Annotated in this window: 17 protein-coding genes; 8 read left to right on the forward strand and 9 right to left on the reverse strand. The window is 65.3% G+C overall.

Annotated features, from left to right (window positions below; all coding sequences use genetic code 11):
• Positions 1-165 precede the first annotated feature (165 nt).
• Genes rimP through infB form a run of 4 tightly spaced genes read left to right on the forward strand, consistent with a single transcriptional unit; the run spans position 166 to position 5,556 of the window.
• Positions 166-744 carry a ribosome maturation factor RimP gene (gene rimP / locus ATO6_RS03920; protein WP_088622609.1) on the forward strand — a complete coding sequence of 193 codons (579 nt, stop codon included), beginning with the start codon at positions 166-168 and terminating at the stop codon, positions 742-744.
• Between the two features lie 5 nt (positions 745-749).
• Positions 750-2,372, forward strand: a complete 1,623-nt coding sequence (nusA, locus tag ATO6_RS03925; protein WP_088622610.1) for a transcription termination factor NusA — start codon at positions 750-752, stop codon at positions 2,370-2,372.
• Between the two features lie 23 nt (positions 2,373-2,395).
• Positions 2,396-3,010, forward strand: coding sequence for an RNA-binding protein (locus tag ATO6_RS03930; RefSeq protein ID WP_088622611.1), 615 nt, complete (start codon positions 2,396-2,398; stop codon positions 3,008-3,010).
• Positions 3,011-3,027: 17 nt separating this feature from the next.
• Positions 3,028-5,556, forward strand: a complete 2,529-nt coding sequence (gene infB, locus ATO6_RS03935) for a translation initiation factor IF-2 (protein WP_088622612.1) — start codon at positions 3,028-3,030, stop codon at positions 5,554-5,556.
• A 60-nt stretch (positions 5,557-5,616) separates the two neighbouring features.
• Here the strand turns inward: infB and ATO6_RS03940 are convergent, their stop codons facing one another.
• The 5 genes from ATO6_RS03940 to ATO6_RS03960 all read right to left on the reverse strand — a co-directional run bounded on the left by ATO6_RS03940 (position 5,617) and on the right by ATO6_RS03960 (position 9,477).
• Entirely contained in the window at positions 5,617-6,480 is an 864-nt protein-coding gene (locus tag ATO6_RS03940) for an EamA family transporter (RefSeq protein WP_088622613.1), read from the reverse strand.
• 153 nt (positions 6,481-6,633) lie between these two features.
• Complete coding sequence (locus tag ATO6_RS24975) at positions 6,634-6,771, reverse strand: hypothetical protein (RefSeq protein ID WP_088622614.1); 138 nt, start codon at positions 6,769-6,771, stop codon at positions 6,634-6,636.
• A 177-nt stretch (positions 6,772-6,948) separates the two neighbouring features.
• Positions 6,949-7,347: an 8-oxo-dGTP diphosphatase MutT gene (gene mutT / locus ATO6_RS03950; RefSeq protein WP_088622615.1), complete on the reverse strand. Its 399-nt coding sequence runs from the start codon at positions 7,345-7,347 to the stop codon at positions 6,949-6,951.
• Positions 7,344-8,567, reverse strand: coding sequence for a bifunctional glutamate N-acetyltransferase/amino-acid acetyltransferase ArgJ (gene argJ / locus ATO6_RS03955; protein WP_088622616.1), 1,224 nt, complete (start codon positions 8,565-8,567; stop codon positions 7,344-7,346). The genes mutT and argJ overlap by 4 nt, the downstream gene beginning before the upstream one ends.
• A 7-nt stretch (positions 8,568-8,574) precedes the next feature.
• Positions 8,575-9,477 (reverse strand): peptidylprolyl isomerase, encoded by a 903-nt coding sequence (locus ATO6_RS03960; protein ID WP_088622617.1) that lies wholly within the window; start codon positions 9,475-9,477, stop codon positions 8,575-8,577.
• Between the two features lie 188 nt (positions 9,478-9,665).
• Here ATO6_RS03960 and secA point away from each other — a divergent pair, with 188 nt between their 5' ends.
• The 3 genes from secA to ATO6_RS03975 all read left to right on the forward strand — a co-directional run bounded on the left by secA (position 9,666) and on the right by ATO6_RS03975 (position 15,115).
• The gene (secA, locus tag ATO6_RS03965; protein ID WP_088622618.1) at positions 9,666-12,374 is read left to right on the forward strand and encodes a preprotein translocase subunit SecA; all 2,709 of its coding nucleotides are present in this window, start codon (positions 9,666-9,668) and stop codon (positions 12,372-12,374) included.
• Between the two features lie 134 nt (positions 12,375-12,508).
• Positions 12,509-13,519 carry a hypothetical protein gene (locus ATO6_RS03970; RefSeq protein WP_088622619.1) on the forward strand — a complete coding sequence of 337 codons (1,011 nt, stop codon included), beginning with the start codon at positions 12,509-12,511 and terminating at the stop codon, positions 13,517-13,519.
• 21 nt (positions 13,520-13,540) lie between these two features.
• Positions 13,541-15,115, forward strand: a complete 1,575-nt coding sequence (locus ATO6_RS03975) for a phosphate ABC transporter substrate-binding/OmpA family protein (protein ID WP_088622620.1) — start codon at positions 13,541-13,543, stop codon at positions 15,113-15,115.
• Between the two features lie 13 nt (positions 15,116-15,128).
• Here ATO6_RS03975 and polA read toward each other — a convergent pair whose 3' ends face one another.
• Both polA and ATO6_RS03985 read right to left on the reverse strand, forming a co-directional pair.
• Positions 15,129-17,936, reverse strand: coding sequence for a DNA polymerase I (gene polA / locus ATO6_RS03980; RefSeq protein ID WP_088622621.1), 2,808 nt, complete (start codon positions 17,934-17,936; stop codon positions 15,129-15,131).
• A 122-nt stretch (positions 17,937-18,058) separates the two neighbouring features.
• Entirely contained in the window at positions 18,059-18,253 is a 195-nt protein-coding gene (locus tag ATO6_RS03985; RefSeq protein ID WP_088622622.1) for a zinc-finger domain-containing protein, read from the reverse strand.
• A gap of 107 nt (positions 18,254-18,360) precedes the next feature.
• On the opposite strand from ATO6_RS03985, the gene ATO6_RS03990 reads away from it, so the two are divergent.
• The gene (locus ATO6_RS03990; RefSeq protein WP_088622623.1) at positions 18,361-18,768 is read left to right on the forward strand and encodes a GFA family protein; all 408 of its coding nucleotides are present in this window, start codon (positions 18,361-18,363) and stop codon (positions 18,766-18,768) included.
• Between the two features lie 32 nt (positions 18,769-18,800).
• Here the strand turns inward: ATO6_RS03990 and ATO6_RS03995 are convergent, their stop codons facing one another.
• Both ATO6_RS03995 and ATO6_RS04000 read right to left on the reverse strand, forming a co-directional pair.
• Positions 18,801-19,184 carry an HIT domain-containing protein gene (locus ATO6_RS03995; RefSeq protein WP_088622624.1) on the reverse strand — a complete coding sequence of 128 codons (384 nt, stop codon included), beginning with the start codon at positions 19,182-19,184 and terminating at the stop codon, positions 18,801-18,803.
• A gap of 9 nt (positions 19,185-19,193) precedes the next feature.
• Entirely contained in the window at positions 19,194-20,771 is a 1,578-nt protein-coding gene (locus ATO6_RS04000; RefSeq protein WP_088622625.1) for a DUF5928 domain-containing protein, read from the reverse strand.
• Between the last annotated feature and the right edge of the window lie 84 nt (positions 20,772-20,855).

Consider the following 20,855-nt stretch of genomic DNA (forward strand, 5'->3'; position numbering starts at 1 on the left):
GCGCCCCCGGCGGGTTTCGCGCAAGGCGGGCCGGCGGGACTTGCGCGGCCCCCCGATTCCCCCTATATGCGCGTCATCAGCGGCGCGCCGGTCCTGCACCGAAGCTCCACCGGGAAACATCGTCGGGCCGCGCGCCCGTTTTTTTGTGCCCCGAAAGGCCCCCGTATGACCGACCTGATCGCCAAAGCCGCCATCGACCGGCGCCTGGCCGAGATCGTCACCCCCGTGATCGAAGACATGGGCTTCGAACTGGTTCGCATCCGCCTGATGGGCGGGGCCATGTCCAGCAAGACCTTGCAGATCATGGCGGAACGTCCCGGCGGCGGGATCGAGGTGGACGAGTGTGCAAAGATCTCGACCGCCGTCTCCGCTGTGCTGGATGTCGAGGACCCGATCACCGACCCCTACGCGCTGGAGGTCTCCAGCCCCGGCATCGACCGTCCGCTGACCCGGCTGAAGGATTTCGACACCTACGAAGGTTACGAGGCCCGGATCGAGACCGAGCAGATGATCGACGGGCAGCGCCGCTTCAAGGGCGTGCTGGCCGGGGTCGAGGACGACGAGGTTCTGATCAACATCGAACAGGGCACCGTCGGGCTGAAATTCGACTGGCTGTCCGACGCCAAGCTGGTCCTGACGGACGAGCTGATCAAGGAAATGCTCAAGGCCCGGAAAGACGCGGGCCAGCTTGACGAAAGCGCCTTCGACGAGATCGAGGCGGATAATGGTTCCGAGGAGGACTAAGGGATATGGCAATTACCTCTGCAAACCAGCTTGAGCTGCTGCAAACCGCCGAGGCTGTCGCGCGCGAGAAGATGATCGACCCCGGCCTCGTCGTCGAGGCGATGGAAGAGTCGCTCGCCCGTGCCGCCAAGTCGCGCTACGGCTCGGAAATGGACATCCGGGTCAAGATCGACCGCAAGACCGGCCGCGCGACCTTCACCCGCGTCCGCACCGTGGTCGAGGACGAGCTGCTGGAGAACTACCAGGCCGAGATGACGGTCGAGCAGGCCAAGCAGTACATGGCTGATCCGCAGGTGGGTGACACCTACGTCGAGGAAGTGCCGCCGGTCGACATGGGACGGATCGCCGCTCAGTCGGCCAAGCAGGTCATCCTGCAGAAGGTCCGCGAAGCCGAGCGTGACCGCCAGTACGAAGAGTTCAAGGACCGCGCCGGGACCATCATCAACGGCGTCGTCAAGCGCGAGGAATACGGCAACGTCATCGTCGACGTGGGCCGTGGCGAAGCCATCCTGCGCCGGAACGAGAAGATCGGCCGCGAGGCCTATCGCCCGAACGACCGCATCCGCTGCTACATCAAGGATGTCCGCCGCGAGACGCGCGGGCCGCAGATCTTCCTGTCGCGCACCGATCCGCAGTTCATGGCCGAGCTGTTCAAGATGGAAGTGCCGGAAATCTACGACGGCATCATCGAGATCAAGGCCGTTGCCCGTGACCCCGGTTCGCGCGCCAAGATCGCCGTCATCTCCTACGACAACTCGATCGACCCCGTCGGCGCCTGCGTCGGTATGCGCGGGTCGCGCGTGCAGGCGGTGGTGAACGAACTGCAGGGCGAAAAGATCGACATCATCCCGTGGTCCGAGGACATCCCGACCTTCCTCGTCAACGCGCTGCAGCCGGCCGAAGTGTCGAAGGTGGTTCTGGACGAGGACGCGGAGCGGATCGAGGTCGTGGTGCCGGACGAGCAGCTGTCGCTGGCCATCGGCCGTCGCGGTCAGAACGTGCGTCTGGCGTCGCAGCTGACCGGGCTCGACATCGACATCATGACCGAAGAGGAAGAGTCGAAGCGCCGTCAGGCCGAGTTCGAGGAACGCACCAAGCTGTTCGTCGACACGCTGGATCTGGACGAATTCTTTGCCCAGCTTCTGGTCTCCGAAGGCTTCACTAACCTCGAAGAAGTCGCCTATGTCGAGCAGGACGAACTGCTGGTCATCGACGGCGTCGACGAGTCGACCGCCGAGGAGCTGCAGGCCCGTGCCCGCGACTACCTCGAGGCGCAGGCCAAGGCGGCGCTGGCTCATGCCCGCGAACTGGGTGCCGAGGACAGCCTTATTGAATTCGACGGCCTGACACCCCAGATGGTTGAAGCACTGGCCGAGGACGGCGTGAAGACGCTCGAAGACTTCGCCACCTGCGCGGACTGGGAACTGGCCGGCGGCTGGACGACGGTCAACGGCGAGCGCGTCAAGGACGAGGGCCTGCTCGAGAAGTTCGACATGTCCCTCGACGAAGCCCAGCACCTGGTGATGACCGCCCGTGTCATGCTCGGCTGGGTCGATCCGACCGAGCTTGAGGCCGAAGAGGCCGATGCCGAGGATGGCGAAGCCGAGGAAGAGGAGGCCGGGGCCTGAGGCCCTGACCCCCGGAGGCGCGGATGACCCGTGGCGGCGTGACAAAGGACCGGACCGACGGTCCAGAACGGAAATGCATCGTCACGGGCGAGGCGCAGCCGAAGTCCGGCCTGATCCGATTTGTGGTCGGGCCTGACGGGCAGGTGGTCCCGGATGTTCTGGGCAAGCTGCCGGGCCGCGGCATCTGGGTCAGCGCCGACCGCGGCGCGATCGAGACGGCGGTGAAGAAGAAGATGTTCGCCCGTGCTGCCCGTCAGCCGGTCGAGGTGCCCGAGGACATGGCCGGGCTGGTCGAGGGGATCCTCGCGCGCCACCTGGTCGAACTGATCGCGCTGGCCCGGAAATCCGGGCTGGCCATTTCGGGGTTCGAAAAGGTGCGTGACTGGCTCGACAAGGGTCAGGTCAAGGTATTGATCCAGGCCCACGACGGCTCCGGCCGGGGCAAGTCGAAGCTCTGGACACCCGAGGGGGCCCGCTTTGTCGGATGCCTCTCGGCTGACGAAATCGGACAGGCGTTCGGCCGTCAAACCACCGTGCATGCGGCTTTGGCGACTGGCGGTCTGGCGAAACGTGTTGTAGAGGAGGCGCAACGGCTGAAGGGCCTGCGCGTCGACTCTGGCGGGCAGAGCCCCGCCTGAAAGGATATATGACGTATATGAGTGACCAAGACGGCAAGAAAACTCTGGGCGTGCGTGGACCCCGTTCGGGGAATGTGAAGCAGAGCTTCAGCCACGGACGGACCAAGAACGTCGTGGTGGAAACCAAGCGCAAGCGCGTCGTCGTGCCCAAGCCCGGTCAGTCGGGTGGCGACAAGCCGGGGGGCGGCCGCCCTCTTGGCGATCCCTCCAAGCGTCCCGCCGGTATTTCCGACGCGGAGATGGAGCGCCGCCTGAGGGCGCTTCAGGCCGCGAAGGCCCGCGAGGTCGAGGAAGCCGCGCAGCGTGAGGCCGAGGAAAAGGCCCGCGAGGAAGAGCGCGAGCGCCGCCGCGAGGAAGCGGAAGCCAAGGCGCGCGAAGAGCGCGAGCGCGAAGAGGCGCTGAAGGCCAAGGCCGAAGAGGAAGAGCGCCAGAAGCGCGAGGAAGAGGAAGCGGCCAAGCGCGCCGCAGCCGCTGCCGCCGCCAGCGCCGCCGCACCGGCCGAGGATCAGGGGACCCGTGGACGCGGCGCCCCCGCCGCGCGCACCAACGCGCCTGCGGGCCGCAGTGGCGCGCCCGCGCAGCCCGACCGCAACGACCGTGACGATCGCGGCGGCCGCAAGGGCCGTGGCGGCGACGACGGCAACCGCCGGTCCGGCAAGCTGACACTGAACCAGGCCCTGTCGGGTGGCGAAGGCGGACGGCAGAAGTCGCTGGCCGCGATGAAGCGCAAGCAGGAGCGTGCGCGTCAGAAAGCCATGGGCGGGCCCGTCAGCCGCGAAAAGGTCGTGCGTGACGTTCAGGTCCCCGAGGCGATCACCGTGGGTGAACTGGCGAACCGGATGGCGGAACGCGCCGCCGACGTGGTCAAGTCGCTCATGCAGATGGGCATGATGGTCACGCAGAACCAGTCGATCGACGCCGACACGGCGGAACTGATCGTCGAGGAATTCGGCCACCGGATGGTCCGCGTGTCGGATTCCGATGTCGAACAGGTCATCACCACCGCAGACGACAAGGCCGAAGATCTCAAGCCGCGTCCGCCGGTTATCACGATCATGGGCCACGTCGACCACGGCAAGACCTCGCTTCTGGACGCAATCCGGAATGCCAAGGTCGTCGCGGGCGAAGCGGGCGGCATCACCCAGCACATCGGCGCCTACCAGGTGACGACGGATGGCGGCGCGACGCTGACCTTCCTCGACACGCCGGGCCACGCCGCGTTCACCTCCATGCGGGCCCGTGGCGCGCAGGTGACGGATATCGTGGTGCTGGTGGTTGCGGCGGATGACGCCGTGATGCCGCAGACGGTCGAGGCGATCAACCACGCCAAGGCCGCCAAGGTCCCGATGATCGTGGCGATCAACAAGATCGACAAGCCCGAGGCCAATCCCCAGAAGGTGCGGACCGACCTGCTTCAGCACGAAGTCATCGTCGAGAAGCTGTCGGGCGAAGTGCAGGACGTCGAGGTGTCGGCCCATACCGGCGAAGGTCTGGACGAACTTCTCGAAGCGATCGCGCTGCAGTCCGAGATACTCGAGCTCAAGGCCAACCCGGATCGCAACGCCGAAGGTGCGGTGATCGAGGCGCAGCTCGACGTGGGCCGTGGCCCGGTTGCGACCGTCCTCGTGCAGAAGGGCACGCTGAAGCAGGGCGACATCTTTGTCGTCGGCGAGCAGTGGGGCAAGGTCCGCGCGATGGAGAACGACCGCGGCGAGCGCGTCAAGGAAGCGGGTCCCTCCGTTCCCGTCGAGGTGCTGGGTCTGAACGGCACGCCCGAGGCGGGCGATGTCCTGAACGTCGTCTCGACCGAGGCGCAGGCGCGCGAGATTGCCGAGTACCGCCAGCAGGCGGCCAAGGACAAGCGCGCGGCGGCCGGTGCGGCGACCACGCTCGAACAGCTGATGCAGAAGGCCAAGGACGACGAGAACGTCACCGAGATGCCGATCGTCGTGAAGGCGGACGTGCAGGGCTCGGCCGAGGCGATCGTGCAGGCGATGGAAAAGATCGGCAACGAGGAGGTGCGCGTCCGCGTGCTGCACTCCGGCGTCGGCGCCATCACCGAATCGGACATCGGCCTGGCCGAGGCTTCGGGCGCGCCGGTCTTCGGCTTCAACGTCCGGGCGAACGCACCTGCGCGGAATTCCGCGAACCAGAAGGGCGTGGAGATTCGCTACTACAGCGTGATCTACGACCTCGTGGACGACGTGAAGGCCGCGGCCGAGGGCATGCTGTCCGCCGAGATCCGCGAGAAGTTCATCGGCTACGCGCAGATCAAGGAGGTCTTCAGGGTCTCCAACGTCGGCAAGGTCGCAGGCTGCCTGGTCACCGAAGGTGTGGCGCGCCGCTCTGCCGGTGTCCGCCTGTTGCGCGACGACGTGGTGATCCACGAAGGCACGCTGAAGACGCTCAAGCGCTTCAAGGACGAGGTCGCCTCGGTCCCGTCGGGACAGGAATGCGGCATGGCCTTCGAGAACTACGAAGACATCCGCCCCGGCGACGTCATCGAGATCTTCGAGCGCGAGGAAGTGGCCCGGAAACTGGCCTGATCCTTCGCCTGATACGAAACGGAACGCGCTGCCCTCGGGCGGCGCGTTCTGCTTTCCGGCCTAGGCGGCGGCCAGAACCAGCGCGATCCCGGCGACCGAGACCGTGATCCCGATGAACGAGGTGCGCGTCAGCGTCCGATCCTGGTGGATCAGACGGTTCAGCCCCATGACGAACAGCGGATAGGTCGCCAGCAGCGGGGCGACGACCGTCACCGGACCATTGGACAGGGCGGCATAGAGGAACACGACCGACAGGCCGTTGCAGAGGCCTGTCAGAGAATACCAAAGAAGACGCGGGTCGCGGGGCAGCGGGGCCGGGACGAAGACACGTTTGACGGTGATTAGCACCAGCGCGGATGCGACATAGCCCAGCGTCGTCGCGGCGAAGGCGTCCGGCCAGCCTTCTAGTCCCAGCTTGGCGACCGGCTGGGCCGCGCCGCGCAGGACCGAGGCGATCAGCGGGAGGCCAAGCGCCCAGAGGGCGGCGCGGCTGTGCAGGCGCGCCCGTTCGGCGGCCAGTGACAGGAGCCCGCCGACAACGGCCAGAACGCCGACCATCTGCCAGGGGCCCGGCGTTTCGCTCAGCATGACGGCGGCCAGAGCGACGGCGAAGAGGGGCGTCAGATTGCCGAGGGCGCCGGACAGGTTCGGCCCGAGCCTGCGGTTGCCGGCAAAGTTCAGCAGGGTCACGGCGGCGGGGAAGAACAGGCCGAGGCAGAAAAAGATGATCGCGCTGGTCTGGTCGTAGGTCGCGAAATCCCAGGTGAAGGGTGCGATCAGGACAAAAAACAGCGCCGAGGTCGGGACGCTGACCGACGCACCGGGAATCGGCGGCGCGACCCGCAGACCAAGCGGGGCAAGCACAATACCCATTGCGTAGAAGAAGGCCGCGGTCAGCGCGGTCAGCACAAAGCCCAATTCCATGATGTCCCGCGCCGTCCGTTTCCCGGCGATACTATGCACTTCGAACGCGGGTGCCAGTCGATGTCAGATGGGGGGCGAAAAAAAAACGGGTCACGAAGACCCGTCCGTTGTTTGTGCCTTCAGTGCTGAGTGCCGCACCGATTCGGTGATCTGTCAGGCGGCGGTGGAACGATTGACCGGATTACCGGCAAACACCTTGTCGCCAACTCGGACTTCGATCCTGCCGTCCGGCAAATGGCGGACAAAGGTTCCCTGAACCGAGATATAGTTCCCTACTGTGATCGTCTGCATCTCTGTGTTTCCTCCCCACGAGAAACGTAACTGATGTATTACAGCAGAAGGGTGAACAATACATTCCTTTTTTGAGCAATTTTAGCCTAAATGTTGGATGCCGAAAAAATGCATGGCCTAAATGGTACGCTTGCGCCCAAAATTCTGCACTGCGGTATTGCAATTGCAGAAAGATTTTCACAGCCAGTCGCGCAAAATGGGAATCAGTGGAACATCCGCCGGGGGCATCGGATAGTCACGCAGATCGGCCGCCCTTACCCACTTCAGCGCCTGCCCCTCTTTCCCCTGCGGCGTGCCCTGCCACTTCCGGCAGGCGAACAGTGGCATGAGCAAGTGGAAATCGTCATAGCCATGTGACGCGAAGGTCAGCGGCGCGAGGCATGACGACCATGTGTCGATCCCCAGTTCCTCGTGCAGTTCCCGGATCAGCGCGGCTTCGGGCGTTTCACCGGCTTCGACCTTGCCGCCGGGAAATTCCCACAACCCGGCCATCGACTTGCCCTCGGGGCGCTGCGTGAGCAGCACGCGCCCGTCGGTGTCGATCAGTGCGACGGCCGAGACGAGGACGATCTTCACGACCGGTAGTCGGCGTTGATCGCGATGTACTGGTGGGTCAGGTCGCAGGTCCAGACGGTCGCCCGGCCTTCCCCAATGCCAAGGTCCACGGCGATCTTCAGGTTCTGCCCCTTCATGTAGCCCGCGCCGTCATCCTCGCGGTAGCTTTCGGCGACCCAGCCCTTTTCCGCGACGAGGATGTCGCCGAATCGGATGGTGATCTGGTCGCGGTCGGCCTCGGCCCCGGACTTGCCGATCGCCATGACGATGCGGCCCCAGTTCGGATCCTCGCCCGCGATGGCGGTCTTGACCAGCGGCGAGTTGGCGATGGCCTTGCCGTGGATGCGCGCGTCGCTGTCCGACGCGGCGCCGGTGATCTCGACCTCGACGAACTTGGTCGCGCCCTCGCCGTCCTTCACCACCTGATGGGCGAGGTCCAGCATGACGGCATGCAGCGCATCGGCAAAGGCCGCCTCGCCTTCGGCGGCGACGCCCGAGGCGCCGGTCGCACCGACCAGCAGCGTGTCCGAGGTCGAGGTGTCGCTGTCGACGGTGATGCAGTTGAACGTGCGGTCCGCGATGTCCGACACCATGGCCTGCAGCGGCGCGCGGGCGATCTTGGCGTCGGTGAAGATGTAGACCAGCATCGTGCCCATGTTGGGCTCGATCATGCCGGAGCCCTTGGCGATGCCCGCGATCCTGACGGTGCCGCCGGGCAGCGCGGCTTCGGCCATTGCGCCCTTGGGATAGGTGTCGGTGGTCATGATCGCCTGCGCCGCCTCGCCGATCTTGGCAGGGTCCAGCGCGGCTTTCAGTTCCTCGAGCTTGTCGGTGATCCGCTCGTGCTTGAGCTTTTCACCGATGACGCCGGTGGAGGAGCTGAACACGCGATCCTCGGGCAGGCCGAGCGCCTTGGCCGCGGCGGTGGTGACGGCACGAGTCGCCTCGATCCCGTTGCGGCCGGTAAAGGCGTTGGCGTTGCCCGAGTTCACGACGATTGCCGCGCCCGCGTCGCCGTCGCCGCCGATCTTGGCCTGACAGTCGAGCACGGGGGCGGAGCGGGTGGACGACCGGGTGAAGACCCCGGCCATCACGGACCCCGGAGCAAGCCGGGCCAGCATCACGTCGGTTCGCCCCGCGTATCGGACCCCTGCGGCGACGGTGGCGAAGGACACGCCCTCGATCACCGGAAGGTCGGGGAAATTCGCGGGTGCGAGCGGAGAGACGGGATACTTGCCCATGTGCGGACTACTCCAGAATGTCAGCCTTTGTCAGCAGGGTCGGATCGATTCCCTCGGCCCCGCCCCGGTCGATTTCGGCGTTTTCGACCAGTCCGTCAATATGGGCCTGCACTGCGTCGCGCTGCAACTCCTGCTCGATCTCGCCCCGGACCTCGTTCAGGTTCGGCGCGGCCTTGGCGCGGGTTTCCTCCAGCAGGATGACATGCCAGCCGAATTGAGTTTCGACCGGTTCCTTGGTGTAGCTGCCTGCTTCCAGCGCGACGGCGGCGTCCTCGAACGGTTTCACCATCATGCCCGGCCCGAACCAGCCCAGATCACCGCCGTTGGGGCCCGAGGGACCGGTGGATTTCTCGCGCGCCAGTGCGGCGAAGTCGGCGCCGTTGTCCAGTTCCTGGATCAGCGCCTTGGCCTCTTCCTCGGTCTCGACGAGGATGTGACGGGCCTTGTATTCCATCTCGCCGCTGCCGGACGCGTATTTCTCGTCATAGGCCGCCTTGATCTGCTCTTCGGTGATCGCGCTTTCCAGGTACTTGTTCAGTGCCGCGTTGGCGACCCGGCCCGAGCGTTCGTTGTCCAGCGCCAGCTCGACCTCGCGCGGCAGGTCGCCCTGCCAGGACTGTTCGAGCACGATCTGCTGCACCAGCTGGTCGAGGATGCCCTGGAACAGCACGTCGGGCGGCAGCTGATCGTACTGCTGGGGCAGGCCGCGGCGGATCATGACCATATGGCCGAGCGTCACGTCGATCCCGTTCACCGTGGCGACGACCGTATCGGCATCAGCGGGGGTGGCTGCGGTTTCAACCTGGCTCTCGCCCGGCTTGGTTGCGTCGGCGGGCTGCGCGAACGCCCCGGACGGGATCATGAGGGCGGCCGCGGCCAGCCCGGCACGCAGGGTCATCTGAACAGTCATGTGGATCCTTTCCTACAGCGCGGCGCGACGTTCCGGCACGCGGCGTTGACACTACCCTGCCACCCACTTACATCCCCCTATGTTTCCAAGGCGCGGGTGGCATTTTCCGGCCTTTTCTAAGAGGCGGGGACTCGCCACACAACCCCGCGCAGCCGCACGAAATCGTCAACGTTCGAACTGGATCTGACATGCTGGGTATCGGGACAATCGCCAAGAAGGTGTTCGGGACACCGAACGACCGTAAGGTAAAGGCGACACGGCCGATAGTCGAAAGGATCAACGCGCTGGAGCCCGAGTTCGAGGCGATGAGCGACGAGGATCTCAAGGCCAAGACCGAAGAGCTCGCCAAACGCGCCATGGGCGGCGAGAGTCTGGACGACATCCTGCCCGAGGCTTTTGCCAACTGCCGCGAGGCGGCCAAGCGGGCGCTCGGGCTGCGGGCCTTCGACGTGCAGCTCATGGGCGGCATCTTCCTGCACCAGGGCAATATCGCCGAGATGAAGACCGGCGAGGGCAAGACGCTGGTCGCCACCTTCCCGGCCTACCTGAACGCGCTGACCGGCAAGGGCGTGCACATCGTCACGGTCAACGACTACCTCGTCCGGCGTGACGCGGAGTGGATGGGCAAGGTGTTCGGCGCGCTCGGCCTGACCACCGGCGCGGTCTACCCGCAGCAGCCCAACGACGAAAAGCTGGCCGCCTACCGCTGCGACGTCACCTATGCGACGAACAACGAGCTGGGCTTCGACTACCTGCGCGACAACATGAAGTCCGATCTCAAGGACATGTTCCAGCGTGGGCACAACTTCGCGATCGTGGACGAAGTCGACTCGATCCTGATCGACGAGGCGCGGACGCCGCTGATCATCTCGGGCCCCGCTCAGGACCGCAGCGACCTGTACCAGACGATCAACGACCTGATCCCCTCGATCACGGACGAAATGTTCACGGTCGACGAAAAGATGCGCCAGTCGACCTTTACCGACGAGGGCAACGAGTATCTGGAAACCGAACTGCACCGCCGGGGCATCCTGCCCGAGGGGCAGTCGCTTTATGATCCGGAAAGCACCACCGTCGTTCACCACGTGAACCAGGCCCTGCGGGCCCACAAGCTGTTCCAGCGCGACAAGGACTACATCGTCCGCAACGACGAGGTCGTGCTGATCGACGAATTCACCGGGCGCATGATGTCCGGCCGCCGCCTGTCCGACGGTCTGCACCAGGCGATCGAGGCCAAGGAAGGCGTCAAGATCCAGCCCGAGAACGTGACGCTCGCGCAGGTGACCTTCCAGAACTACTTCCGCCTGTATGACAAGCTGGCCGGCATGACCGGCACCGCGATCACCGAGGCCGAGGAATTCATGGAAATCTACCGGCTTGGCGTGGTCGAGGTGCCCACCAACAAGCCGATCGCCCGCAAGGACGAGGACGACGCCGTCTACCGGACCGTCCGCGAGAAATACGAAGCCATCGTCAAGACGATCCAGGAAGCGCATGAAAAGGGTCAGCCGATCCTCGTCGGGACCACCTCGATCGAAAAGTCGGAAATCCTGTCCCAACTTCTTGAGAAGGAAAAGCTGCCGCACAACGTCCTGAACGCGCGGCACCACGAACAGGAAGCAGCCATCGTCGCCGAGGCGGGCAAGCTTGGGGCGATCACCATCGCAACCAACATGGCGGGCCGCGGCACCGACATCAAACTGGGCGGCAACGTCGAACTGAAGGTGATCGAGGCGCTGGCCGCCGATCCCGAGGCCGATCCCGAACAGGTCCGCGCCCGGATCGAGGCCGAGCATGCCGACGAAGAGGCCAAGGTGAAGGAGGCCGGCGGCCTGTTCGTTCTGGCCACCGAACGTCACGAAAGCCGCCGCATCGACAACCAGCTGCGCGGCCGGTCGGGCCGTCAGGGCGATCCGGGGCGGTCGAGCTTCTTCCTGTCGCTCGAAGACGACCTGATGCGCATCTTCGGGTCCGAACGGCTGGACAAGGTGCTGTCCTCGCTCGGCATGAAGGAAGGCGAGGCGATCATCCATCCCTGGGTGAACAAGTCTCTTGAACGCGCGCAGGCCAAGGTCGAAGGCCGCAACTTCGACATGCGCAAGAACGTCCTCAAGTTCGATGACGTGATGAACGAACAGCGCAAGCTGGTGTTCAAGCAGCGCATGGAGATCATGGAATCGCAGGACCTCTCGGAAATGGTCGAGGAAATGCGCCACGAGGTCGTCGACGATCTGGTCGAGGAGTTCATTCCGCCCAAGGCCTATGCCGATCAGTGGGATGCCGAAGGGCTCTATGTCGCCGCGATCGAGAAGCTGGGTATCGACGTTCCGGTCGTTGACTGGGCCGCCGAGGAAGGCGTCGACGACGAGGTGATGATCGAACGTCTGGAAAAGGCCAGCGACGAGGCGATGGCGAAAAAGGCCAGCGCCTTCGGCCCCGAGAACATGCGCGGGATCGAAAAGCAGGTCCTGCTGCAGACCATCGACCAGAAGTGGCGTGACCACCTGCTCACCATGGAACACCTGCGGTCGGTCGTGGGCTTCCGCGGCTATGCGCAGAAGGACCCGCTGAACGAATACAAGAAAGAGGCGTTCCAGCTGTTCGAGGGGATGCTGGACAGCCTGCGAGAGGACGTGACCACGACGCTGGCCCACGTCCGCCCGATGACCGAAGAGGAACAGCGCCAACAGATGGAGGCGTTCCAGGCCCAGATGCGCGCGCAGGCCGAGGCCATCAAGCAGGCGCAGGCGACGCCGGTCCCGGAGCCGGGCACCGCCGCCGAAGCGGTCGAAGGGTTCGACGAGAACGATCCGACCACATGGGGCACGCCGGGCCGGAACGAACCCTGCCCCTGTGGATCGGGCAAGAAGTTCAAGCACTGCCACGGCGCGCTCTGACCGCGCCGCGCGCCTGCGCGGCATGTTCTGATCAAATCTATGCCAAAATGGTTCCGCGGCTGCGTCACATCGCAGCCGCTTTCTCACGTCAACTTCGGCCCGACTTAACGCCAGCAACGGAACCGGAGAGTGACATGGCGAAATCGAGCAAGGTCCTGATTGCCGCCGGCACAATCGGCACTGCTGCCGCGGTCGGCTTCCTGATGCAGATCGGCAGGGACGCGCCTGCCCCTCAGGCGGCATTTGCCGTCAGTGAATTTGCCGCCGGTGATATCGACACCGCCCCGCTGGCGCGGACCGTCGAGGTCGCGGACGAACTCCCGGTGTCGGACATTACGCTGACTTCCTCCGACCGCGATCCCGAACCTTCACGCCCGGTGGCCCTGCCGCCGGTCTCGCCCAAGCTGGCGACGATGAGCGAGGCGCTGCCCGACACCCTGCCGAACGCCCCCCGTGTGGATGAGGCCTGCCCGATCACGATGACGGCCACGCCGACGATCGCCGCGCTGGTCGATCTGAGCTTTTCGTCCAAATGCGATCCCTACACCCGCGTGACTTTCCACCATGCGGGCATCAGCTTTACCGAACTCACCGACAGCATGGGCCAGATCGAACTCACGGTGCCCGCGCTGGCCGAAACCGCGCGCTTCACGGCCGAGATCGCCGCAGGCGGTGCCGCGGTCGCGATCACGACGGTGGACAGCCTGATTTTTTACGACCGCGCCGTCGTATTCGGCCAAGGCACCCGGGGCGTCGCCCTGCACGCGCTGGAATTTGGCGCGGGCTTTGACGATGAAGGCCACGTCAGCGCCGACGCGCCGCGCGATCCCGTCGTCGCATCGCGCGGCGAGGGTGGCTTTCTGATGGTTCTGGGCGATCCGACACTGTCCGAAGGCCGGTTCGCGCAGGTCTATACCTTCCCCTCTGGCATGGCCAAGACGGGTGGGGACATCGACCTGTTCGTCGAGGTCGAGGTGCTGGACGGCACCTGTGGCCGCGACCTGACGGCACAGACGGTTCAGGTCAATGGCGGCGTGCGCCGCCCGGTTCAGGACATTCAGATCGCCATGCCGGACTGTGATGCCGTGGGTGACTATCTGGTGTTGAAAACCCCGCTGGATGACCTGACAATCGCGATGAAGTAACGCGACCACCGAGGTCTTCAGATGCGATTTTCCTGTGCGGCGATCTTCGCCGCACATCTTGTTGTGGCGACAGCCCTCGCGCTTGCCCCGACCCGCGCGGCCGCGCAGGACGTGACGCTGACGTCGCGCGACGGCGGCGTCGAAATCGCGGGCAACCTGCTGGGCTTCGACGGCCAGTTCTATCGCGTCGAGACCGCCTATGGCGAGCTGACGGTCGATGGCACCGGCGTGCTGTGCGAGGGGCCGGGCTGCCCGGACCTCGAGGCCTACGTTGCCGAAATCGCCATCTCGGGCGCCTCGTCGGTCGGCGAGGTCCTGTTGCCTTCGCTGATCGAAGGCTTCGCCCTGCGCAGCGGCTACAAGATCGCGCGCAGCGATGCCGGCGCCGGGCAGGTGGAATACCTGCTGTCGGATTCCGGCAGCGGTGAGGCGGCCGCGCGGTTCCTGATCCATTCCACCAATACGGACGAAGGTTTCGCCGACCTGCTGGCCAACGAGACGGACATCGTCATGTCTCTGCGCGAGGTGCGCCCGGACGAGGCCAGCCGCGCATGGGAAGCGGGCATGGGCGATCTGCGCGGGCCGGGCCGGGCGCGGGTGCTCGCGCTGGATGCGCTTGTCCCGATCGTCGCGCCGGGCCACCCGCTGACCGAGGTCACACTGACCGATCTGGCGGGCATATTCTCGGGCCGGATCGTGAACTGGTCCGATCTGGGCGGACCCGACGCGCCGATCAGCACCTACCTGCGCGACCCCGCCGCCGGGCTGAGCCAGGCCGCCGAGGACCGCCTGCTTGGTCCGATCCGGGCGACGCTCCGCCCCGACGTGATCCGCCATGTCAGCAACCGCGCCTTGGTGCGGGCCGTGATGACGGACCCGTTCGGCATCGCCCTGACCACCGCCGCCGACACCGGCAACGCGAAACAGCTGGCGCTGTCGGGCGAATGCGGATTCTCGATCCCCGCCACCCGGCGCAACGCCAAGACCGAAGACTATCCCCTGACCGCGCCGGTCTTCCTCTACACGCCGGTCCGCCGTCTGCCGCGCGTCGGGCGCGAGTTTTACGCTTATCTAAGCACCCCTGCCGCACAGCTGGTGATCCGCAGGGCCGGGTTCATCGACCAGATGGCCGAAGAAATTCCGGTCGCCGATCAGGGCGACCGGTTCGCCAACGCGATTTCGCAGGCCGGGGAGGAAACCGGGCTCGAGGATTTGCAGCGCATGGTCGCCACCCTGTCCCCCCTGCGTCGCCTGACGGTTTCGTTCCGCTTCGAACAGGGCTCGTCGGCACTGGACGCACAGTCGCGGTCGAACATCCGCCTGCTGGCCGACGCGCTTGAGGCTGGGGAATACGACGGACGGCGCCTGCTGTTTGTCGGGTTCTCGGACGGGCAGGGTCCCGCGCAGTCGAACCGCCAGATTGCCCTGCGCCGGGCCGAAAGCGTCCGTCGCGCGATCCTGTCGGCCGCGGAAACGCTGGATCCCGCACGCATCACGCTGGAGGCGGAAGCCTTTGGCGAGGCGATGCCGATGGCCTGTGACGACAGCGCGTGGGGGCGGCAGGTCAACCGCCGGGTCGAGGTCTGGGTGCGCTGAGGCGCTGACCGGTTCAGTGCGCCTCGGCCCAGTTCGCGCCGGTGCCCGCGTCGACGACCAGCGGCACGGACAGTTTCACCGCCGGGTCCGCCGCGTTCTCCATCACGTCGCGGGCTGCCTTGATCAGCGCGTCCTCGGCGCCCTTCTCGACCTCGAAGACCAGTTCGTCATGGACCTGCAGCAGCATCTTCGCCGGGAGCCCCTCAATCGCCTCGTCCATGCGGATCATCGCCCGCCGGATCACATCCGCCGCCGTGCCCTGGATCGGCGCGTTGATCGCCGCGCGCCACGCGAACCCGGCGCGCGGGCCCTTTGCGTTGATCTCGGGCGTGTTGATCCGGCGACCGAACAGCGTCTGGACAAAGCCGTGTTCCTTGGCGAAGGCCACGGTCTCGTCCATGTATTCCTTGATCCCCGGAAAGCGCTCGAAATACCGGTCGATGAAACCCTTGGCCTGATCGCGCGGAATCCGCAGATTCCGGGCCAGGCCAAAGGCGCTGATCCCGTAGATCACGCCGAAGTTGATCGCCTTGGCCTGCCGCCGCACATCCGGCGTCATCTCGTCCAGCGGGACGTTGAACATCTCCGACGCGGTGGCGGCGTGAATGTCCTGTCCCTCGTGGAACGCCTCCTTGAGCGCCTCGATCCCGGCGATATGCGCGAGGATCCGCAGTTCGATCTGGCTGTAGTCGAGCGAGACAAGAACCTTGCCCGGTTCGGCGACGAAAGCCTCGCGAATGCGGCGCCCCTCCTCGGTACGGACGGGAATGTTCTGCAGGTTCGGATCGGTCGAGGCCAGCCGCCCGGTGTTCGCCCCGGCGATGGAATAGGACGTGTGCACCCGGCCCGTGTCCGGGTTGATGTGCGTCTGCAGCGCGTCGGTATAGGTCGACTTGAGCTTCTGCAGCTGACGCCAGTCCAGCACCCGCGCGGGCAGGTCGTGTTCTGTCGCCAGATCCTCCAGCACATCCGCCGGGGTGGAGTACTTGCCCGTCTTGCCCTTGGACCCGCCCGGCAGACCCATCCGGTCGAACAGGATCTCGCCGACTTGTGCCGGGGAGCCGACGTTGAACTTCTCGCCCGCCAGTTCCTGGATCTCGTCCTCCAGCCCCGCCATCTTCTGGGCAAAGGCATTGGACATCCGGGACAGCGTGTCCCTGTCGACCTTGATCCCGGACATCTCCATACGGGCCAGCACGGGCACCAGCGGCCGCTCAAGCGTCTCGTAGACGGTCGTGACCTTGCGGCGATGCAGCTGCGGCTTCAGCACCTGCCACAGGCGCAGCGTGATGTCGGCATCCTCGGCGGCATATTTCACCGCCTCGGCGATCGGCACCCGGTCGAAGGTGATCTGGCTCTTGCCCGATCCCAGCAGGTCCTTGATCGGGATCGGGGTGTGGGCGAGGTAAAGCTCGCTCAGCGTGTCCATCCCGTGCCCGTGCTCGCCCGCGTGCTGCGCGTATGAGATCAGCATCGTGTCGTCGAAGGGCGCGACCTCGATCCCGTAGCGCTTCAGGATCTTGGCGTCGTATTTCATGTTCTGGCCGATCTTGAGGATCGCGTCGTCCTCCAGCACCGGCTTCAGCGCATCCAGCACCTCGTTCAGCGGCAACTGCCCCTCGGCCAGCGTATCGTCGCCGAACAACCCTTCGCCCTCGCCCGCCTTATGCCCGACCGGGATGTAACAGGCGCTGCCCGGCTCGACCGACAGGCAGATGCCGACCAGATCGGCGCGCATCTCGTCCAGTCCCGTGGTCTCGGTGTCGACGGCCACATACCCCCGCTCGCGGATCAGTGCGATCCAGCGGTCCAGCGCCGCGCGGTCCGATACGCATTCGTATGCCGCCGGGTCGATGGACGGCATCTCGACCTTCGCGGGCGCGTCCTCCTCGGTCTGCGCAGGTGCCTCGGGGATCGCCGGCGCCTCGACCCCGAGCGCGTCGGAAATGCGCTTGGTCAGGGTCCGGAACTCCATCTCGGACAGGAAGCCGAGCAGCGTTTCCGGATCCGGATCGCGCACCTCCAGATCGTCGATGGTGAAATCCAGCGGCGTTTCGCAATCCAGCTGCACCAGCCGCCGCGACAGGCGGATCTGGTCGGCCTTTTCGATCAGCGTCTCGCGCCGCTTCGGCTGCTTGATCTCGCCCGCCCGTTCCAGCAGCGTGTCCAGATCGCCGTATTCGTTGATCAGCAGCGCGGCGGTCTTGATCCCGATCCCCGGCGCGCCCGGCACGTTGTCGACGGAGTCCCCGGCCAGCGCCTGCACGTCGACGACACGCTCCGGATAGACGCCGAATTTTTCGAAGACCCCCTCGCGGTCGATCCGCAGGTTCTTCATCGCGTCCAGCATCTCGACCCCGTCGCCGACCAGCTGCATCAGGTCCTTGTCCGACGAGATGATCGTCACCCGCCCGCCTGCATCCCGCGCCTGGCAGCTGAGCGTGGCAATGATGTCGTCCGCCTCGTAGCCCTCGAGCTCCTTGCAGGCGATGTTGAACGCCTCGGTCGCGCGCCGGGTCAGCGGGATCTGCGGGCGCAGGTCCTCGGGCATCGCCTCGCGGTTGGCCTTGTAGAGGTCGTACAGGTCGTTGCGGAACGTATGGCTGCCCTTGTCGAACACCACCGCCACGTGGGTCGGCGCGTCGGGGCCGGTGTTCCCCTCGACATAGCGGTGCAGCATGTTGCAGAAGCCGGACACCGCGCCGATCGGCAGCCCGTCGGACTTGCGCGTCAGCGGCGGCAGCGCGTGGTAGGCGCGAAAGATGAAGGCCGACCCGTCGATCAGGTGCAGGTGACATCCCTTGCCGAAAGCCATGCGCATCCCCTTCTCACTACCGGGGCGGCAGACCGATCCCCTGCTTCATCTGGCCGGATAAACTCCCGCCGGAGGCATCGTGGCCGAAGGCCCCCCTCCAGGGGGGAATTCGGCCACGATCAGCCCGGTCAGGAGGCGCTGACGCCCGCGTCGGCCTCGCGACCTTTCAGAACGTATTTCGCGTCGCAATAGCCGCATTCGACGAACCCGGTCTCTTCCGGGATATGCAGCCACACACGCGGATGGCCGAGCGCGCCTTCGCCGCCGTCGCAGGCGATCTTGTGGCTCTCGACGATCTTGGTTTCGGGCGGGTCGATGGGCATCCGGGCGATCCTTTCTCGGGCGTGGCTCCGGGCCGGACTATGGTGGATCCGCCGGGTCTGGGCAAGACCGGGTGGCGGGCGTAGGCTGGCGAAAAAGGGAGGATGCCATGAAGTTTCAGGGTGGATGCTACTGCGGCGCGATCCGTTACGCGGTCGACGGCGAGCCGCTGTTCCAGGCGCAGTGCCAGTGCCGGCCCTGCCAGTATGTCTCGGGCGGGGGGCCGAACTTCTTCATCATGATGCCGGTCGGGGCGTTTTCCTACACGCAGGGCACGGTGTCGCAGTTCACGCGACCTGACCTCGACGCGCCCCGGACGCGCGACTTCTGCCCGACCTGCGGGACGCATCTGACCACCCGGCAGCCCGGCGGTCAGACGCTGGTGGTCAAGGTCGGCACGATGGACGATCCCACGCTCTACGGCGGTCCGAGTGCCGCGATCCACATGGCCGAGGCGCAGCCGTTCCACTGCGTGGCCAAAGGGGTGCCGCAATACGACAGGTTGCCGCCGCGGTAATATCCGGGCGCAGGCGTCGGCCGTGAGGGGGATTACCCCGCCGCCTTCTCCAGCATCCGGCCAAGCCTGCGGCCACCGAGGATGTGCAGGTGGTAGTGCGGGACCTCCTGCACGCCATGTTCCCCGGCGTTGGAGATGAAGCGGCAGCCTTCGCCGATGTCCGCCGTCACGCCGAGTGTCTGACACACCGCCCCGACCGCGCGGTTGAAATCCACGATCTCGGCATCGCTCGCCTCGGCGGCGAAGTGGTCGTAGGTGACATAGGGACCCTTGGGTATCACCAGCACATGGATTGGCGCCTGCGGGCGGATGTCCTCGAACACCAGCGTGTGTTCGGTTTCCAGCACCGTCTTGTTGGGAATCTCGCCCCGCAGGATTTTGGCAAAGATGTTCTGGTCATCGTAGACGTAGGTCATTCAGGGTCCTCAGTCGCTAAACAGGTGGTCCATCGCCGCGATCTGCCGTGCCTTCTCTTGCGGTATGGACAGGAATTCGGACAGCGCATCGGCGTTCTTTTCCGGGGGATCGAGTTCGCGGATGCGATAGAAGTTCTCGAACCCGGCGTCCCGGATACGGTCGCCTTCGAACGCGATGTCGTTGCGCATGGTCGGCAACAGCCGGTTCAAAGCGTCCTTGGGGGTGCTTTCGCCCGCCAGGCCGACCCGCTTGGCGTGGCCTGCCAGAAATTCGTCGGTGAACTGGCATTCGACCTCGAGCAGCCGCGTGACGGCGCGGTCGCTGCAGAAATCGTTCAGCAGGTCGATCCCGTTCGGATCCATGCAGATCAGCATCCGGTCGGTGTTGTAGTAGTCGAACAGCATCCGCATCAGGGCCCGGCGGTGCCGCGTCCGCTTGCTGAGCGTGCGCTGGATGCCGCCCAGGTCGGGCAGCGGCGTGCCTTCCTCGTGGAACAGGTAATCTATGGCGGGCAGGTTGGTTTCCTGCCGGATCCGTTCCAGCAGGCGCTTGGCGACGTGCCATTTCTTGCAGATCACGATCATCAGTTCGCGTTCCCGCCCGAGGCTCGATTCCGCCTCCCAGAAACGGGTGGCGAACCGCTGGCCGATCCGGCCCTGACCGGTCAGGAACCTGAACAGGTTCCGCCCTTCGTTGCTGACGTCGAAACTGACGCCCTTGGCGGCATAGAGCTGGCCCAGCCTGCGCCGGAGCTCCTTCGCCTCGGGCGAGATTTTCCTGGCAAAGAGGAAATCCTGCGAGAGAAGCAGGTTGTAGTGGTCGTTGTAGAAAGTCACCGGCATCCCGTAGTCGGTGAACATCAGGAACGTCAGGGTCCGGGACTGGATTTCCGACGCCGGGATGAGGTGGCGGACGATGGTCTGGAAGAACGTCTCGTCCGGGATCCACGTGGTCCGGAAGAACCGGATGACGTCCCGCCGTGTGCGGCAGAAATCCAGCACCCATTCGATGGTCCGGCGGCGCAGGCACCACCACTGCGACCCGATCATGATCTGAAGGTCCTCGGGCACCTCGCGGGTCAGGCCCAGCCGTTTCTGCAACTCGAACGAGCGGTAGAACCACGCCTTGTGGGTGCGTTCGTTGAACCAGTGCCGGTAGATCAGCCGTTCTTCCTTGAAGCCGGTCTTGATCCAGTCGCTTTCGAAATAGTCGAAGCTCTCGATGAAGTCGCAGTCGTGCGCGTCGAGGTAATCATGCGCGAATTCGGCCGATTTGACGGCCATGCAGTCGCCCGACAGCATGTAGAAATGGGTGGCACGCGGAAAGGCGTCGACCGCCGCCTCGATCGCGTTCAGTGTCGCCTGCACCAGCGACCACTCGCCCCAGCCGCACTTGATCCGCTTCTTGGCGAAAGTCACCCGTGGGTTGTCGTCCAGGGCTGTCCTGATCTTCTGGTAGTCGGCCGGATTGGCCCGCGCGTCGAAGTGGATCGCCATGTAGTCGCCGACAGCCGTCAGGCGCTCGGCCTGCTGGATGATGCCATCTGGGTCCTTGTGGCAGAGCAATATGAAGGCGATCGAGGCCATGTCGGGCGTGAGGCTACGGCAACGGTGTCAGGGTATGGCTAGAGATACGCATGAAGCCGCATTGATAAAACCGGATAACTTTGC

It is taken from the genome of Oceanicola sp. 22II-s10i, from assembly GCF_002210105.1.
Classification (GTDB): Bacteria; Pseudomonadota; Alphaproteobacteria; order Rhodobacterales; family Rhodobacteraceae; genus Pseudooceanicola.

Bases quoted from the DNA above. Each gene is read 5' to 3' on its own strand.
- rimP (WP_088622609.1), top strand. From the start codon at position 166: ATGACCGACCTGATCGCCAAAGCCGCCATCGACCGGCGCCTGGCCGAG.
- nusA (WP_088622610.1), top strand. From the start codon at position 750: ATGGCAATTACCTCTGCAAACCAGCTTGAGCTGCTGCAAACCGCCGAG.
- ATO6_RS03930 (WP_088622611.1), top strand. From the start codon at position 2,396: ATGACCCGTGGCGGCGTGACAAAGGACCGGACCGACGGTCCAGAACGG.
- infB (WP_088622612.1), top strand. From the start codon at position 3,028: ATGAGTGACCAAGACGGCAAGAAAACTCTGGGCGTGCGTGGACCCCGT.
- ATO6_RS03940 (WP_088622613.1), bottom strand. From the start codon at position 6,480: ATGGAATTGGGCTTTGTGCTGACCGCGCTGACCGCGGCCTTCTTCTAC.
- ATO6_RS24975 (WP_088622614.1), bottom strand. From the start codon at position 6,771: ATGCAGACGATCACAGTAGGGAACTATATCTCGGTTCAGGGAACCTTT.
- argJ (WP_088622616.1), bottom strand. From the start codon at position 8,567: ATGGGCAAGTATCCCGTCTCTCCGCTCGCACCCGCGAATTTCCCCGAC.
- ATO6_RS03960 (WP_088622617.1), bottom strand. From the start codon at position 9,477: ATGACTGTTCAGATGACCCTGCGTGCCGGGCTGGCCGCGGCCGCCCTC.
- secA (WP_088622618.1), top strand. From the start codon at position 9,666: ATGCTGGGTATCGGGACAATCGCCAAGAAGGTGTTCGGGACACCGAAC.
- ATO6_RS03970 (WP_088622619.1), top strand. From the start codon at position 12,509: ATGGCGAAATCGAGCAAGGTCCTGATTGCCGCCGGCACAATCGGCACT.
- ATO6_RS03975 (WP_088622620.1), top strand. From the start codon at position 13,541: ATGCGATTTTCCTGTGCGGCGATCTTCGCCGCACATCTTGTTGTGGCG.
- polA (WP_088622621.1), bottom strand. From the start codon at position 17,936: ATGCGCATGGCTTTCGGCAAGGGATGTCACCTGCACCTGATCGACGGG.
- ATO6_RS03985 (WP_088622622.1), bottom strand. From the start codon at position 18,253: ATGCCCATCGACCCGCCCGAAACCAAGATCGTCGAGAGCCACAAGATC.
- ATO6_RS03990 (WP_088622623.1), top strand. From the start codon at position 18,361: ATGAAGTTTCAGGGTGGATGCTACTGCGGCGCGATCCGTTACGCGGTC.
- ATO6_RS03995 (WP_088622624.1), bottom strand. From the start codon at position 19,184: ATGACCTACGTCTACGATGACCAGAACATCTTTGCCAAAATCCTGCGG.
- ATO6_RS04000 (WP_088622625.1), bottom strand. From the start codon at position 20,771: ATGGCCTCGATCGCCTTCATATTGCTCTGCCACAAGGACCCAGATGGC.